Annotated in this window: 12 protein-coding genes; 5 read left to right on the top strand and 7 right to left on the bottom strand. The window is 57.8% G+C overall.

The genetic code is table 11. The annotated features are described in order from the left end of the window. Positions 1 to 8 precede the first annotated feature (8 nt). Positions 9 to 668, bottom strand: a complete 660-nt coding sequence (locus SK50_RS05100) for a MurR/RpiR family transcriptional regulator (protein ID WP_015572516.1) — start codon at positions 666 to 668, stop codon at positions 9 to 11. 179 nt (positions 669 to 847) lie between these two features. On the opposite strand from SK50_RS05100, the gene SK50_RS05095 reads away from it, so the two are divergent. From SK50_RS05095 to nrdG, 5 genes are all read left to right on the top strand, one after another. Next, complete coding sequence (locus SK50_RS05095) at positions 848 to 2,245, top strand: PTS fructose transporter subunit IIC (RefSeq protein ID WP_071842881.1); 1,398 nt, start codon at positions 848 to 850, stop codon at positions 2,243 to 2,245. A 10-nt stretch (positions 2,246 to 2,255) separates the two neighbouring features. Then, positions 2,256 to 4,853, top strand: a complete 2,598-nt coding sequence (locus tag SK50_RS05090; RefSeq protein WP_045344395.1) for a glycoside hydrolase family 38 N-terminal domain-containing protein — start codon at positions 2,256 to 2,258, stop codon at positions 4,851 to 4,853. Position 4,854: 1 nt separating this feature from the next. Beyond that, on the top strand, positions 4,855 to 5,427 hold the full coding sequence (locus SK50_RS05085) for a PTS sugar transporter subunit IIA (RefSeq protein WP_015572515.1): 573 nt from the start codon (positions 4,855 to 4,857) through the stop codon (positions 5,425 to 5,427). Between the two features lie 368 nt (positions 5,428 to 5,795). Then, the gene (gene nrdD / locus SK50_RS05080; protein ID WP_045344394.1) at positions 5,796 to 7,934 is read left to right on the top strand and encodes an anaerobic ribonucleoside-triphosphate reductase; all 2,139 of its coding nucleotides are present in this window, start codon (positions 5,796 to 5,798) and stop codon (positions 7,932 to 7,934) included. 105 nt (positions 7,935 to 8,039) lie between these two features. Beyond that, positions 8,040 to 8,504: an anaerobic ribonucleoside-triphosphate reductase-activating protein gene (gene nrdG / locus SK50_RS05075; RefSeq protein ID WP_048229139.1), complete on the top strand. Its 465-nt coding sequence runs from the start codon at positions 8,040 to 8,042 to the stop codon at positions 8,502 to 8,504. Between the two features lie 32 nt (positions 8,505 to 8,536). On the opposite strand, the gene SK50_RS05070 is transcribed toward nrdG, so the two are convergent. The 6 genes from SK50_RS05070 to SK50_RS05045 form a co-directional block, all read right to left on the bottom strand. Next, positions 8,537 to 10,447 (bottom strand): BglG family transcription antiterminator, encoded by a 1,911-nt coding sequence (locus SK50_RS05070; protein ID WP_017383912.1) that lies wholly within the window; start codon positions 10,445 to 10,447, stop codon positions 8,537 to 8,539. Positions 10,448 to 10,466: 19 nt separating this feature from the next. Further along, a complete protein-coding gene (locus SK50_RS05065; protein WP_032671490.1) occupies positions 10,467 to 11,603 on the bottom strand; it encodes a lactonase family protein in 1,137 nt (378 codons plus the stop codon). Between the two features lie 115 nt (positions 11,604 to 11,718). Continuing rightward, a complete protein-coding gene (locus tag SK50_RS05060) occupies positions 11,719 to 12,459 on the bottom strand; it encodes a 2-dehydro-3-deoxy-phosphogluconate aldolase (RefSeq protein WP_015572511.1) in 741 nt (246 codons plus the stop codon). Further along, positions 12,456 to 13,574, bottom strand: a complete 1,119-nt coding sequence (locus SK50_RS05055) for a DgaE family pyridoxal phosphate-dependent ammonia lyase (protein WP_045344391.1) — start codon at positions 13,572 to 13,574, stop codon at positions 12,456 to 12,458. The genes SK50_RS05060 and SK50_RS05055 overlap by 4 nt, the downstream gene beginning before the upstream one ends. Then, entirely contained in the window at positions 13,558 to 14,691 is a 1,134-nt protein-coding gene (locus tag SK50_RS05050) for an amidohydrolase/deacetylase family metallohydrolase (RefSeq protein ID WP_017383915.1), read from the bottom strand. The genes SK50_RS05055 and SK50_RS05050 overlap by 17 nt, the downstream gene beginning before the upstream one ends. A gap of 42 nt (positions 14,692 to 14,733) precedes the next feature. Next, positions 14,734 to 15,375, bottom strand: a complete 642-nt coding sequence (locus SK50_RS05045) for a DUF4310 family protein (RefSeq protein ID WP_015572508.1) — start codon at positions 15,373 to 15,375, stop codon at positions 14,734 to 14,736. Positions 15,376 to 15,377: the final 2 nt, after the last annotated feature.

The following is a 15,377-nucleotide window of genomic DNA, read 5'->3' as shown; positions in this document are numbered from 1 at the left end:
CGGCCTGACTACACCGTATCGTGCTGTAGCAGCCTACAGCCGATACGGTCCACGGCGCTTAACAGTTCAAGCTGCCCTTCCCGCTGATACAGCGAAACCGCGTTAATGTCGATTGGTAACGGCCAGCATAGCGTTGAGATCGACGCCAGTGTCGACCCCTGACGGGTAATCGCAATAATCTTCAACCCTTTGCGCAGCGCGTTACGCGCCATTTCAATCAGCGACTGCGTCTCCCCGGATTTACTGATCAACACCAGCGTCCCCTTCGATACGCGTGTCAACTGGTGCATGTCATTCAAAATAAGGTGCGGCAGGCTCGCCAGCGACAAAAAGCGCGACAGGTAGTTGAGGCTGGTGAGCGAGGCTCCCCGTGCGTAAAGATAGATATGGCTGGAATGCGTAAGCAACCTGGACACGTCTGTCACAATATCATCCGGCTGCGGCCCCACATCGGGTGTAGCAGGTGCAGGTGTAAAATGGTCGCGTAAAAAACGGTACCGAAGCTCGGTATAGCTTTTATAGCCCATTTTTTTACATACACGATTAACGGATGTTGTCGTGGTAAAGGTATCACGGGCAATCTCTTTTGCCGATATATTAGAAATATTACACGCATGATGCTGAATGTATTCAAATATCAAACGTTCACTTCCCTGGAATGAATTCATCTATTACGCCCCGTTTAATCCCGAGATGATATTAACACAACAGAGAAATAGTCTCTGGAAGGCGCTTCACACATTGCATTTACGCGTATCACGATACGTAATTAGTATTAGCAAACATTAAAAACTGTTTTAGGTTCTCTTTATACTTCCCCTGTTTTCACATCCAGGGAATTATGACAATGACGAAACAAAAAGTTGTCGCGGTAACGGCCTGCCCGACAGGTATCGCACACACCTTTATGGCGGCGAATAAAATTATTGCATGGGCTAACGAGCACAATATCGAGGTAAAGGTCGAAACGCAGGGCAGCGACGGCGTTAAAAACCGCTTAACAAAACAGGATATCGCCTCCGCCACGGCCATTATTCTGGCAACCGACGTTCCCATTCAGGATGCCGAGCGTTTTGAAAACATTCCTCACCTTCAAACCCGCACACAAGAGCTGATCAAACATACCGATCGCTATCTGCGTCAGGCGCTGGCAAAGGAAAAAAACGTCACCACTGTCGCACAAGAAGACGATCTTCAGCGTTCGGCTTACCAGATTTTTATTGGCCATATTATGGCGGCCATCAGCTATATGCTGCCGGTGGTGGTGATGGGCGGGCTGATGATGGCGACGGCCAAAATAACCGGGCAGTTTATTAACATCGAACATTCGCCGTTCAGCGTGCTGGATAAAGTGGGCTTTATGACCATTAAGTTCATGTATCCCGTTTTTGCGATGTATCTGGCGTTTTCCATTGCCGGTAAACCGGCACTCATCCCCGGTCTTATTGGCGGCATCATGTCAGACGAAGTCTATAAGCGCTTCTTTGATATCGAAGGCTTTATGCCATCCGGCTTTTTCGGCGCCATTGGTATCGGCTTTTTTGTGGGCTATCTGGTGCGCTGGCTCAATGATTCGATTCACGTCCGCCAGCAGCTCACCACCATTAAAACCATGCTGCTCGTCCCGCTGATCACCGGCATTACGCTGGTGATGGTCATGGAATATTTGATTAACCCGATTTTTGGCTCGCTTAACCAGCTGATGGTGGTCTTTTTTACCTCGGCAGGTGACACCGGGCGCGGGTTCTATTCCGCGATGATTGCCGCGGGCACCGCGTTCGACCTGGGCGGTCCGGTCAACAAGGCGGCAGGCTCGGTCGCGCTCGGCCTGAACGGCATGAGCGAGACGTTTGATTTAACCGCCCGCGAACTCTCCATCGTGATCCCCTCCATTGGCGTCGGCTTTGCTGCGTTCCTCAACGGCCGCTTTGGATTACCGGATGTCTTTAGCCAGGAAGAGAAAACCGTCGGTAGCACCTCGTTGTTGCTGGGCGTGATTGGGATCTCCGAAGGCGCGATCCCGTTCATCCTGAAAAACCCACGTCTGATCCCGGTATTCATGACCGGTGCCGTCGCCGGCGCGCTGGTCGCCATTACCCTTGGCGTGAAGCAGACGCTGCCTCTGCCAGCCGTCTGGGGCTGGCCGCTGGCGACTAATGTAGCGGGCTACCTGGCGAGCGTCTTTATTGGCGCACTGATTTGCGCCCTGGGCGTGCTCTATGTCAGCCCAAAGAACGCCAGATAAGGGGAACGTCATGAATCAGATCCACGTCATTGCCCATACGCACTGGGATCAGGAGTGGTATTTCACCCGTCAGGACAGCATGGTGCTGGCGTCATATAATTTTGCGGACGTCATCAACACGCTGGAGCAGGACTCCGCTTACACCTGCTATCACCTTGACGGACAGATGGCGGTAGTGGAGGACTTTCTCGCCATCAATCCTGATTATCGCGCCAGGCTGGAAAAGCTGGTCAGAGAAAAAAGGATCTTCGTAGGGCCATGGTATACCCAGACGGACACCTACAACGTGCATGGCGAATCGATTATCCGCAACCTGAAGTACGGCATTTTTTCTGCCCGGACGCTGGGGCATGCGATGCAGGTTGGGTATCTTCCGGATACCTTTGGCCACAATGCGCAAATGCCCACGATCTTGCAGGGCTGCAATATCGACAATATCGTCTTCTGGCGCGGTATCGATCACGACAGGCACGCCAAAAGCAGCCAGTTCCTCTGGCGCGCACCCTCAGGTGCGACCGTCATCGCCTGTGCGATGGCGCTCGGTTATGGCGCGGCTAAAAACATGCGTTCGGAAGCCTCCCATCTCCGGGGAAAAATCTACCCGATGACCACACTTTTGCGTTCACGGGCCGGTCTAAACGACCTGCTCCTGCCCTGCGGCGGCGATCAGGTCAGCATCGACCCGGCGCTGCCGAAAATCCTGGAGGTCGCCAGCGCACAGTCCCCGGATCAGGACCGTTACTTCATCAGCTCTCTGGAGCGTTATGTAGAAACCCTTCGCGCGCAGCGTGAACAGTTTGAGCTCCTGGAAGGAGAGCTGAAATCGCCGCGCTACACCCGCATCCATAAAACGATCGGCTCCGTGCGCTACGACATCAAAAAGAAAAACGATGAGGTTGAACAGTTCATCCTGCGACAGCTGGAGCCGACAATCGCAATGGCGCGTCACCAGGGGATTCCGGTCAACCTCGCGGTAGTCGACACCCTCTGGAAAAAGCTGTTGCGAAACCATGCCCACGATTCCATTGGCGGCTGTAATAGCGATGCCACCAACCGCGACATTCTGCATCGACTGGAACAAACCGAACAGCTGTGCCATAGCCTGTGGAATCTGGTGGTGAAAACCCTGGCCGCCGCCTGCGTTCAGGATGGCGACCTGCTGATCTTTAACCCGCTAGCTACCCCAACGCAGCGCGTGGTGATAACCACCCTGTATAGCCGGGCGGATAATATCGCCCTGACACATCAGGGGCAGCCCATCCCTTTCGACGTCCTGGAAAGAGACATTCTGCCCGGCGGAACGGCGATCTCCCTTACCGCCGAGGGCGAGTGCGAGACGCCCCTTCTCCCTTATTACCGCTGGCACGTTGCGGTAAAGACACCGGTTCTGCCGCCGATCGGCTATCTCACCGTTAACGTTGAAGAAGACCCTGCGCCTTTCCTGGCGTCTGAAAAGATAAAGGGCAGCGAGATTGAGAATGCGCATTATCGACTGTCGCTGGATGCCGGAACGCTTACCCTGCATGACAAACGCAGCGGCAGACGTATCCCCTCTTTCTTTACCTTTGAAGACTGCGCGGACGCGGGCGACAGCTACGATTTCTCACCGCTTGCGGGCGACGCGCCGACGCGCTGTTCGAATTTTACGCTCGTCGACGGCGTAAAAACGCCGCTTGTCGAAAAGCTGACCGTCGAGGCCACAATGCGTCTTCCGCAGGATCTCGCCAGCCGTCAGGATACGGCCCGAACGCCGTTATCCATTCGTCTGGTCTGCGAATTACGCCACGACGATCCGAATCTGTATGTCGAGGCTTCGCTGGAAAACAGCCACTGCGATCACCGGCTACGTTTACTGATCGGCAGCGATGTTCACACCCGTCACGCTATCGCCTCACAGCCCTTCGCAATCATCCAGCGCGAAACGGGATATGACGGTGAACACTGGCAAGAACGCTATCGCGAGAAGCCCGTGGATATCGAAACCAGCGAGGGCATTATCGCTGTCACGGAACCGGGTAAAGCGCTGGTTGTGACTAGCCGTGGCATGAAAGAATTTCAGATTATCGGCAGCGAACCCGCTGCTATTGCCCTGACGATGTTTAAATCGACGGGCGTGCTCGGACGCAGCGATCTCGAATGGCGACCGGGTCGGGCCTCCGGCATCAATAATACGGTGGTTGAGACTCCTGATGCCCAGTTGCTGAAACCGTTGCGCTTTTCATTCACCGTCGCGCTGGCCGACAACGCCGACCACCTCACGCTGCGCCAGCTGGAAAATCAGGCGGCTGGACAGCCCTTCACCTACCAACGGCAAACGCTACACACGCTCGATCACCGTCTTGAGCGCTTTTCGTTGCGTCTGCCCGAGCGCAGGCTTCCGGCAGAGTTCTCGCTACTGACCGTGCCGGAGCCGCTCATCCTTTCCGCTCTGCCCCATGCGCAGCTGCTGCATGGCACCGTCTTACGCGTATTTAACGCCGGGACACAACCGGCTCTCGTCCCGGAAAGTCTGGCAGTGTTACGGCAGATCAACTATCTGGAAGAGCCGATGCAACCGGTAACGGCGATCCTCCCCTCCGCAACCTGCGATTTTTTGATTGAGGCTTAATATGAACTTGCTGGCATTGACGCATCCCGATCTGGTGTTTATCAACCCGCCCCAACGTACGCCGGAAGCAGTGATCCGTTGGCTCACCGAGCCGCTCGCCAGGCGGAAGGTCATCAACGATCGAGAGGCATTTATCGAAAGCGTTTTACAACGTGAAAGTGAAGGCCCTACCGCGCTGGGTGAAGCGCTCGCTGTCCCGCACGGTAAAACCGAGGCGGTGCAACAGGCGGCATTTTGTCTGGCGCTCTTTGACGATCCGATATGCTGGCCGGGGCTGGAGGGTGATGAAGAGGTGAGGATGGTTTTCCTGCTCGCCATTCCGCCAGCGGAAGCAGGCAGTACGCATATGCACCTGCTGACGACGCTGACCAGCAGACTCACGGATGAGCGGGTGCGTGAGCAATTGCTGGCGGCGCGTACGCGGGAAGAGGCGATGTCTGCGCTGAGTAATGAAGGTTCTCAAAAACAGGACGATGCCCCCGAAAGCTCTCTTCTCATCCCGTTGGTACTGGGCTGCATCGTTACCGTAGCCTTTTTGCAGGCAGGGTTGAGCTGGGCCTGCGGGGTGAGTTAATCGAGCAGCGCTCAGCACAGGCTCTGCTGAGCGCTTGTTTTTGTTGAATAATTAATCAGATTTTTCCTTCGAGTCTTTACAATTGCCCCAGCGCCCGCCGTTTGTACTCTCGTCTTTTTACTTTGTTCTGCATCAAAAAAATCGCAAACTTGTTTGATGCAAATCACTATATGTAGCACTTAAAATGCACGCCGACCCAACATCTTGTATTTATCGTCTACTATTCCAACAACAAGACGGCGCGAACGCTGGCCGGAATTGTGGATAACACGAGCTGGGCACGCGGGAAGTCTTTGCCGCGGCGAGGAATACGTCCGGTGAATACTTCTCCACCTTTGTGGATAACCTGTTTTTAAAATGGAGTGATCATGACACCGCATGTGATGAAACGTGATGGCTGTAAAGTGCCGTTTAAATCAGAGCGCATCAAAGAAGCCATTCTGCGTGCAGCTAAAGCAGCGGGAGTCGATGACGCAGATTACTGCGCCACCGTCGCAGAAGTCGTTAGCAGCCAGATGCATGAACGCAGCCAGGTGGATATCAACGAGATCCAGACCGCGGTTGAAAACCAGCTGATGTCTGGTCCGTACAAGCAGCTGGCGCGCGCCTACATTGAGTATCGTCACGACCGTGACGTCCAACGTGAGAAACGCGGTCGCCTGAACCAGGAGATCCGCGGCCTGGTAGAGCAAACCAACTCGTCGCTGCTCAATGAAAATGCCAACAAAGACAGCAAAGTGATCCCAACCCAGCGCGACCTGCTGGCCGGTATCGTCGCCAAGCACTATGCCCGCCAGCACCTGCTGCCGCGCGACGTGGTGTCTGCGCACGAGCGCGGTGAGATCCACTATCACGATCTCGACTACTCGCCGTTCTTCCCGATGTTTAACTGCATGCTGATCGACCTGAAAGGCATGCTGACCCACGGTTTTAAAATGGGTAACGCCGAGATTGAGCCGCCGAAATCCATCTCCACCGCGACGGCGGTCACGGCGCAGATCATCGCCCAGGTGGCGAGCCACATCTATGGCGGCACCACCATTAACCGCATCGATGAAGTACTGGCCCCGTTCGTGGCCGAGAGCTTCAACAAACACCGTAAAACGGCGGAAGAGTGGCAGATCCCGGATGCCGACGGTTACGCCCGTTCCCGCACCGAGAAAGAGTGCTACGACGCGTTCCAGTCGCTGGAATATGAGGTAAATACGCTGCACACCGCCAACGGCCAGACGCCGTTTGTGACCTTCGGGTTTGGCCTCGGCACCAGCTGGGAATCACGCCTCATCCAGCAGTCTATTCTGCGCAACCGCATCTCCGGCCTCGGTAAAAACCGTAAAACGGCGGTGTTCCCGAAACTGGTGTTCGCCATTCGCGACGGCCTGAACCACAAGTTTGGCGATCCGAACTATGACATCAAGCAGCTGGCGCTGGAGTGCGCGAGCAAGCGTATGTACCCGGACATCCTCAACTACGATCAGGTTGTGAAAGTCACCGGTTCGTTTAAAACGCCAATGGGCTGCCGCAGCTTCCTCGGCGTGTACGAAGATGAGAACGGCGAGCAGATCCACGACGGGCGCAACAACCTGGGCGTCATCAGCCTGAACCTGCCGCGCATCGCGCTGGAAGCTAAAGGGAATGAAGCGGCCTTCTGGACGCTGCTGGATGAACGTTTACAGCTGGCACGTAAGGCGCTGATGACCCGCATCGCCCGTCTTGAAGGGGTGAAAGCCCGCGTCGCGCCAATTCTCTATATGGAAGGAGCCTGCGGCGTTCGCCTGAAGGCGGACGATGATGTGTCGGAGATCTTCAAAAACGGTCGCGCGTCGATCTCTCTTGGCTATATCGGCGTTCACGAAACGATTAACGCGCTGTTTGGCGACAAGCACATCTATGACAACGACGCCCTGCGTGAGAAAGGTATCGCGATTGTGCAGCGCCTGCGCGATGCGGTAGACCAGTGGAAAGAGGAAACTGGCTACGGTTTCAGCCTGTACAGCACGCCGAGCGAAAACCTCTGCGATCGCTTCTGCCGTCTGGACACCGCCGAGTTCGGCATAGTGGAAGGCGTGACCGACAAAGGTTACTACACCAACAGCTTCCACCTCGATGTGGAGAAGAAGGTGAACCCGTACGACAAGATCGACTTTGAAGCGGCCTATCCGCCCATCGCGAACGGCGGTTTTATCTGCTACGGCGAGTACCCGAACATTCAGCACAACCTGAAGGCGCTGGAAGACGTGTGGGATTACAGCTATCAGCACGTGCCGTACTACGGAACCAACACGCCAATTGACGAGTGCTACGAGTGCGGCTTTACCGGTGAGTTCGAATGCACCAGCAAAGGCTTCACCTGCCCGAAATGCGGTAACCACGATGCAGCCCGCGTTTCCGTGACCCGCCGCGTGTGCGGCTACCTCGGCAGCCCGGACGCCCGTCCGTTTAACGCCGGTAAGCAGGAAGAGGTGAAGCGCAGGGTGAAACATCTGGGGAATGGGCAGATCGGGTAATCCGCTGCCACGTTAATGCCCGGTGGCGCTGCGCTTACCGGGCCTACGGACCGCTCTCTTTTGTAGGCCGGGTAAGCGCAGCGCCACCCGGCGTGGTTATTCGCGATGAACTATCACCAGTACTACCCCGTCGACATCGTCAACGGCCCCGGCACCCGCTGTACCCTGTTTGTATCAGGCTGCGTTCACGAGTGCCCCGGCTGCTACAACAAAAGCACCTGGCGCCTGAACTCGGGTATGCCGTTTACCGCTGAGATGGAAGACCGCATCATCAACGACCTGAACGACATGCGCATCAAACGCCAGGGGATCTCGCTCTCCGGCGGCGACCCGCTCCATCCGCAAAACGTGCCGGAGATCCTGAAGCTGGTAAAACGCATCCGCCGCGAGTGCGCAGGAAAAGACATCTGGGTCTGGACGGGCTATAAGCTGGATGAACTGAATGCGCAGCAGATGGAAGTGGTGGATCTGATTAACGTCCTGGTCGACGGCAAGTTCGTGCAGGATCTAAAAGATCCTATGCTTATCTGGCGCGGCAGCAGCAACCAGGTTGTGCATCATCTGCGTTGAATGAAGGCGGATATCCTCTGTCCGCCTGAACGTCAAAACCGACTCAAACTCTCCATCGCCTCAGCCTTAAACGCCGCAAAATTCTCGCACTGGCACAGGCGCGCCATCGCGCGTTCACGCAGGAAGGTGACAAAGATGTCGTAAATCGCCATTGCCTCTTCGTACTCGCTTTTGCTGATGGCGAGCAGGAAGATGACATGAGCGGTTTCATCTCCCCACTGAATGCCCTGCGGCGCCAGCACGGTGTAGACCACCGTTTTTTGCGCCAGCAGCCCGAGGGAGTGCGGCAGCGCGATGCCGTCGCCGAGCATGGTGCTGACGATGGCTTCACGCTCGATAACCGATTCCAGAAACTCCGCGCCGACAAAACCTTCCCCTTCAAGCTGCCCGCACAGTTCGCGGAACAGCGTTTGCTGGTCGACAGGCTTGTCGAGAATGCGGAAATGGGCCGCGTCGAAGTATTTTTCCAGCATCCACGGGCGGGTGCGATCCACCAGCACCAGCTTGCCGATCTGCTCTAACTGATAATCGGTCGGGAACGGGGCGATCATCACCACCGGTTTGGATTTTTCGCTCACGCGGGCGGTGGAGATCACGAAGTCTTCGCCAATGGCATCGGCAAGCTCGTACTCACGAAGGGTGAGCGTGCGCGTCACCTCAATCTGCGGATATTTACGCTGAAGTACCGCCTCGATCATGCGCACCATCGCGTTACCGGCGTCGCACACCAGCAGCACCCGCGGCTGGCGCTGGTAGCCGATATTGTAATGGCGCTCCAGCCCGACGCCGATATGCAGCACCAGAAAACCAATTTCGTTTTCGCTGATCACATACGGGGTGTATTTGCCCCAGCTCGACACCGCCGCGAGGGTCATATCCCACGCCATCGGGTAGTGCTGCTTGATGTTATCCAGCAGCGGATTGGGGATCATGATTTGATACCGCACGCGGGTAATCATGGTTTTGATGTGCGTGAGCAGATCTGCATGCAGTTGCTCATCGCTCAGCAGGTTGTAGTTATAGTGGGTGTTGATGTAGCGCAGAATGTAGTTGACTAGGGCTTCGTCGTCGTCGGCGTTAATCGCGCTGGGGGCGATCTCCTGGATCTGCCGCGCCGCAATGTGCACACACAGCCAGCTCTCTTCTGACGGCGAAAGCGCTTTGCCCGCCAGCTCCTGGATAGCCACCGCGATATCTTTCGCCGCCTCACGCACGTTCTCTTCCACGTCCTCCGCGTGGAATTCCGGCAGCGGATACCCCTCGCTGATGCGCCGCACCGACACCGCGCAGTACAGGCGCAGGAACAGCTCGCCTTCATCGGTCAGGCGAATGTGATGGCGCGTCAGCGCATCGTGCAGCACCGGCACCATCTTTTCCGCCACCCCCGCATTCAGCGCCACGTCGGTCACCAGCGGGTTCAGGCTGTCCTGCTGCGCCAGCTCCCACAGGAGGTCGGTCAGGCAGGCGCGGATCGCCATCTCGCTGCCAAACAGCTTCATCCCGTGGCGCGGGCGGGTTTCCAGCGTCAGGTTATAACGGTGAAACCACTCGCGCACTTCCACCATGTCGCTCTGCAACGTAGCCCGGCTGACGAACCACTCATCGGCCAGATCCTCCAGCTTGAGGGAAAAGGCTGACGTCAGAAAACGCACCACCAGATAGTGCACGCGCTCCGGTCCGGTTCGCGGAATACGCAGCGCGCGCGGGTGGGACGCCTGCAATTGTTGATAGCGCACGACATCATTAATTTTGAGCTGATAGCCGTTGCCCCGGCTCAAAATGAACTGCGCGCCGTGGCTGGCCAGCAGCGCGTTCAGGGCGGTGATATCCGCCCGGACGGTTCGCGTGGAGACCGACAGCCGCTGCGCCAGCTCGTCCTGTGGCAGCGTCTCGTTTTGCAACAGATCGAAAAGTTGCGCTAAACGTTGGTTCGGAAATCGCACGTCGTTGTCCTCTTACTGCTCAGGGTGAAATGACCATCTGGGATGGGCTGCCGACCGGGGTATAGTCTGGCTCGGCGCTCAGCTTGCCGTCCGGCGCCACGCGGAAACGGGTAATGTTGTCGCTGCGCTGGTTCATGACGTACAGCCAGCGACCCTGCTTATCGAGCGTCAGGGTGCGCGGATAGTCGCCGCGCGTCCAGACATCATCCTGATGCGTCAGCGTACCCTCCGCCGTTACGGTAAAGTGCCCGATGCTGTTATGCAAACGGTTAGCGACATACAGCTGTTTCCCGTCGGCGCTTAGCGCCAGCCCGGCAGCAAAACTGGTGCCTTTATAACCGTCCGGCAGGGCTGAAACCGTTTTACCCTCTTTCAGCCTGCCATTACTGTCCAGCGCATAATGGGTGAGCGTAGACGCCTCTTCGTTAATCAGCCACAGGGCATCGCCTTTCGGCGTAAAGACGAAGTGGCGCGGCCCGGCCCCTTTTGAGGAGGCGCTGATAAATGGCGGATCGTTAGGAGTCAGCTTCCCGGTTTGATCGTCAAAACGGTACTGATAGATGCGATCCAGCCCCAGATCGGTGGAAAAAACGTATTTCCCGTCCGGATCGGCGGCGATCATGTGCGCATGTGGGCCGTTATGATCGCTGATGGCGAAACTGCCCTCGACGGCAGCTTCCGGCTTCGCCGCGCCCGGTTCGCCTTTGTCCTGATGGGTGTCCGTAGCATCGCCCAGGCTGCCGTCTGCGTTAACGGGCAGCACCGCGACAGTTCCGCTGACGTAGTTTGCCACCAGCAGATGTTTGCCGTTCGGCGTCAGGGAAAGATACACCGGCCCCGCGCCGCCGGAGGACACCTGATTCAGCTCGCTCAGCGCGCCGTTATCACCGATGCGCAGCGCCTGCACCACGCCCTGCTCCACTTCGCTTGCCAGATACAGCGTTTTGCCGTCGTGTGAGACGATTAACTGCGCGGCGTTCGGCAGTTTGCTCACCAGTGTTTTATCGTTCAGCGCACCGGTTTGCGGATCGACGGTAAAGCGGTACAGCCCTTCACCGTTCGGATTATAGGTACCCACCCAGGCGTACTGGGTTTGAGCGATTGCAGAGGTAGCAAGTAAAGAGAGTGAAGCGACAAGCAGGGTACGGGTGTGCATGGTGGCTCCTTCGGGTGTGTGCGGTTTGTTTCCCCTCACCCCAGCCCTCTCCCAAAGGGAGAGGGGGTAAAGGTTCCCTCTCCCGGTGGGAGAGGGTTAGGGTGAGGGGCAGGTTCTACTTAACCAGCTTCTTCGTCATCGCCAGCAGCGTACGCACATCTTCCGGACGCGTATCACCGCTGGCTTTATCGATAATCGAGCTGTAGATATGCGGGATGATTTTGCTCACGCCCGCATCCAGGGCGATCTGCAAGATCGCCTCGAAGTTCTCCAGATCGATTCCCCCGGTCGGCTCCAGCCAGAAGTCGTGACGGGCGCAGGCTTCCGCCACCGCCTGGTATTCGTCACGGCATTTCAGGCCGCCCATCGGGAAGTACTTGATGGAGCTGCCGCCGAAATCTTTCAGCAGGGCGATAGCGGTTTCAACCGGCACTATGCCGTCCATAGCTGCGCTGCTCAGCGGGCCGGTGGAGATTTTCACCATGCCGACGGTGCCGGTCGGGGAGACCAGACCGTTGACCACCGACTCATTCTGCCCCAGCAGCGCGCGGCTGGTGGCCACGCCGGTAAAGACCTGGTTAACGTGCTGCGGCTGCACCTGGCGGGAGATTTCACTCACCATCGCCGACTGGTTCGGGTCGCCCGCGCCCAGCCCCACGGAGAGCGCATTATCAATCAGCGCGGCGTATTCGCGCATGTCCGCAACCGCGCTCGCCACGTCCGGGTAATTTTTGGAGAGCACGCCCACCAGCACGTGACCTTCCGCCGCCTCGTAAATGGCGCTGGCGTTGGCCTTTGAGCCTGCCAGCACGTTCAGGCAGACGCGGTCACGGTAAAAGTTGGGGGTCAGTTTCATGCTTTTTTCTCCTGTCCTAATACTTCGCTAATGCGGCGGTACACGATGTTCAGCTGGTCAGCATTCACGCTGCGCACGTCCGCCTCGATAATCCCTTCGTTGGCCTTATAACCACGGAAGTAAATGGCGTATTCGCCCTGTTTCAGCTTCGCCACCAGATCGCCCGTGCCGACGCCCGTAGCGGCTTCGTCGAACTTAATCTCGGTACGGGCGATATCGCGACCGGCGCTGTCCCAGACCACGCGCGCGGTCACGCCGTTCAGGGTGTTCAACGCGTCGATAAACGGCGTCATCTTCGCCACCATCTCGGCCCCGCTCTCTTTGGTCGCCGTCAGGTAGTGTTCGATGGCGCAGGTCAGGCCCAGGATACCCTCTTTGCCCACTTTCATCGCGCGACCAATGCCCGCCGTCTGGCGCTTCACCCACTCAACGTACTGGGTTTTGCCGATCACCAGCCCGCTGGTTGGCCCTTCGATCGCCTTCGCGCCGCTGTAGATCACCAGATCGGCACCGGAGCGGTAGTAGGCGTGCAGATCTTCTTCCGCCGCCGCATCGACGATCAGCGGGAGATCGTGCTTGCGCGCCACGACCGCCGCCTGCTCGACGCTGAGCATGCTTTTCTGCACGCAGTGGTGCGATTTGATGTAGAGGATCGCCGCCGTGCGCGGAGTGATCGCCGCCGCCAGCTGATCGGCAGAGCATTCGTTGGCGTAGCCCGCCTCCACCTGCTTGCCGCCGCCCAGCGCCACCATGGTGCCCACCGGCGCGCCAAAGTTCACGTTGTGGCCTTTCGGCAGGACGATTTCGTTGTTTTCAATCGGTGTGACGTGCAGGTTTTCCAGCAGCCAGTCGCTGTCTTTCACCAGCACCGCCGCCACGGACTGGGCAATGCCCGCCGACGCGCAGGAGACCACCGTCGCCCCTTCCACCTCCAGCAGCTTCGCGATGTATTCCCCGGTTTTATTGACCAGATCCTTCATCTCGAAATAGTGATTCATGCCGTCCATCGCCGCCTGCACCACTTCCGGGCGCGGCGTGGAGACACCCAGCGCCGTCATGCGGCCAGAGGTGTTGATAACCTGCTTTAAGTTGTACTTCTCATAAATCGAAGGCATGTTCCGTGCTCCCTTGTTCGGTCATGTAGCCCTTGCCCGCGCGGATCGCGGCAAGCGGCATCAGAATGTGTTCAGCCTGTAGGCTGTCGTTTTCGGCATCCGTCAGCACCGTCGGCTGGCGCTTGAGCGTAAACAGCGTCAGATCGGCGTCGAGGCCAGGCTGAATGCGGCCTTTGCGCGTCAGGCGCAGGCCGTCGGCGGCGTTGGCCGTGACACAGTCAATCACCTGCGGCAATGACATGCCGATGGCGAGGAATTTCGACATCACGCTCGCCAGCGAGCCGACCGGGCCGTTGATGCGGTTGCGGCAGTAAATATCCGAGCTGATGGTATGCGGCAGAATGCCCATCGCAATGGCGCGCTTCGCCACTTCAAAGCTGAAGCTCGCCGTGCCGTGACCGACGTCCAGGCGCACGCCGCGCTTCAGCGCAGACGTAATGGAGGCGCGTAGCTCGCCGGAGGGCGTCAGAATGCGGTTAGGCTTGCCGTTGTAGCAGTGGGTGATGATGTCGCCGGAGCTCAGCAGTTCGGCAATCTCATCGAGGTTCGGCGGGTTGTTGCCGATGTGCACCATCAGCGGCAGGTCGCCGTTCTCTTTCTGAATCGCTTTCGCGCGCTCCAGCGGGGTGATGCCGTTTTCACCGACCACGCTGCTGCTCATGCGCGCCTTCAGGCCAACGATAAAATCCGGGTGGCGCGTCACCGCCTGCTTCACCGCATCGGCGTCAATGTTCGCCATGTTGGCCAGCTCGTTCTGGGCGATCAGCCCCACGCGGGAGATGTTCAGCAGGGCAAACACCTCGGTGGAGGCTTTGCGAGTGATGGCGTAAAAATCGTCCACGTCGTCGGCGCCGGTACTGCCCGCGTCCACCACGGTGGTGACGCCGGTGGCAATGCCCACGCTGTCCGGCTCGTCGTGGTAAATCGGGGAGTTCGGGTAGCAGTGGACGTGGGAGTCAATCCAGCCCGCGCTGACGAACACGTCGCCGTTCAGCTCAACCGTTTTGCGGGCGGGAGCGTCAATGTCGCCTGTCGCGGCAATCTTCCCGTCCTGGATGGCGATATCGGTCAGGGTATCGTCGGCGAGGCGCGCACGGCGCAGGAGTAAATCAAACATGAGGATCTCCTGATAAAGCGGGCACCGAAGCGCCCGCGGGTATTAAAGGGCGACCGGGAACAGCCAGCCCAAAATCATTGCGCCGAGGATGGCGCCACCGGTAATCGGCTTCTGCCAGATGTAGAACAGCAGTGCGCCTACCAGGGAACCGACGCCGATTGGAATGGAGGCGGTCATGGCGCTGAGGATAATCAACGGCCCGAGGAAGCGGCCGGAGGCGTTACCCGCGCCCATCATCACGTCTGCGCCGTAGGTGGAGTTGCTCTGATTGATGGTGAACTTACGCGCCAGGATGATGACGTAGCCAATCGCCAGGCCAATCACCAGGCCGGTAATCAGCGCGGCAATGAAGTTGGTCACCGGGAACATGATCCCCGCGCCCAGCAGCAGCGCCGGAACGCCAAGGCCCACGCCGGTCTGGATCGCACCGCCGATATCGAGAATACCCACCAGCGAGCCTTCGATAATACGGGCGAACAGGAAGCTAGCACCGAACGCCGCCACCGCGCCGTAGACGCCGGTATCGATTCCCGCTTTCAGCATCGCCACGAAGGCCACTTCGTTAAACGCGCCGATGCCGTAGAGGTAGTACATGTGCGTCCCGGCAAAGACGCCGGAGGAGAGCAGGCCAACGAAGATCGGGAACGACCAGTCGGCATACCAAAAACCTTTATTCTGTTCCATTT

This window comes from Enterobacter sp. BWH64 (assembly GCF_001037645.1).
In the GTDB taxonomy this organism is placed as follows: Bacteria; Pseudomonadota; Gammaproteobacteria; order Enterobacterales; family Enterobacteriaceae; genus Enterobacter; species Enterobacter hormaechei_C.
The sequence above is the reverse complement of the archived record's forward strand: the minus strand, read 5'-3'. Positions and strand labels throughout refer to the sequence as shown.

Excerpts from the sequence above, each read along its gene's own strand:
- SK50_RS05100 (WP_015572516.1), bottom strand. The coding sequence starts at position 668 with ATGAATTCATTCCAGGGAAGTGAACGTTTGATATTTGAATACATTCAG.
- SK50_RS05095 (WP_071842881.1), top strand. The coding sequence starts at position 848 with ATGACGAAACAAAAAGTTGTCGCGGTAACGGCCTGCCCGACAGGTATC.
- SK50_RS05090 (WP_045344395.1), top strand. The coding sequence starts at position 2,256 with ATGAATCAGATCCACGTCATTGCCCATACGCACTGGGATCAGGAGTGG.
- SK50_RS05085 (WP_015572515.1), top strand. The coding sequence starts at position 4,855 with ATGAACTTGCTGGCATTGACGCATCCCGATCTGGTGTTTATCAACCCG.
- nrdD (WP_045344394.1), top strand. The coding sequence starts at position 5,796 with ATGACACCGCATGTGATGAAACGTGATGGCTGTAAAGTGCCGTTTAAA.
- nrdG (WP_048229139.1), top strand. The coding sequence starts at position 8,040 with ATGAACTATCACCAGTACTACCCCGTCGACATCGTCAACGGCCCCGGC.
- SK50_RS05065 (WP_032671490.1), bottom strand. The coding sequence starts at position 11,603 with ATGCACACCCGTACCCTGCTTGTCGCTTCACTCTCTTTACTTGCTACC.
- SK50_RS05060 (WP_015572511.1), bottom strand. The coding sequence starts at position 12,459 with ATGAAACTGACCCCCAACTTTTACCGTGACCGCGTCTGCCTGAACGTG.
- SK50_RS05055 (WP_045344391.1), bottom strand. The coding sequence starts at position 13,574 with ATGCCTTCGATTTATGAGAAGTACAACTTAAAGCAGGTTATCAACACC.
- SK50_RS05050 (WP_017383915.1), bottom strand. The coding sequence starts at position 14,691 with ATGTTTGATTTACTCCTGCGCCGTGCGCGCCTCGCCGACGATACCCTG.
- SK50_RS05045 (WP_015572508.1), bottom strand. The coding sequence starts at position 15,375 with ATGGAACAGAATAAAGGTTTTTGGTATGCCGACTGGTCGTTCCCGATC.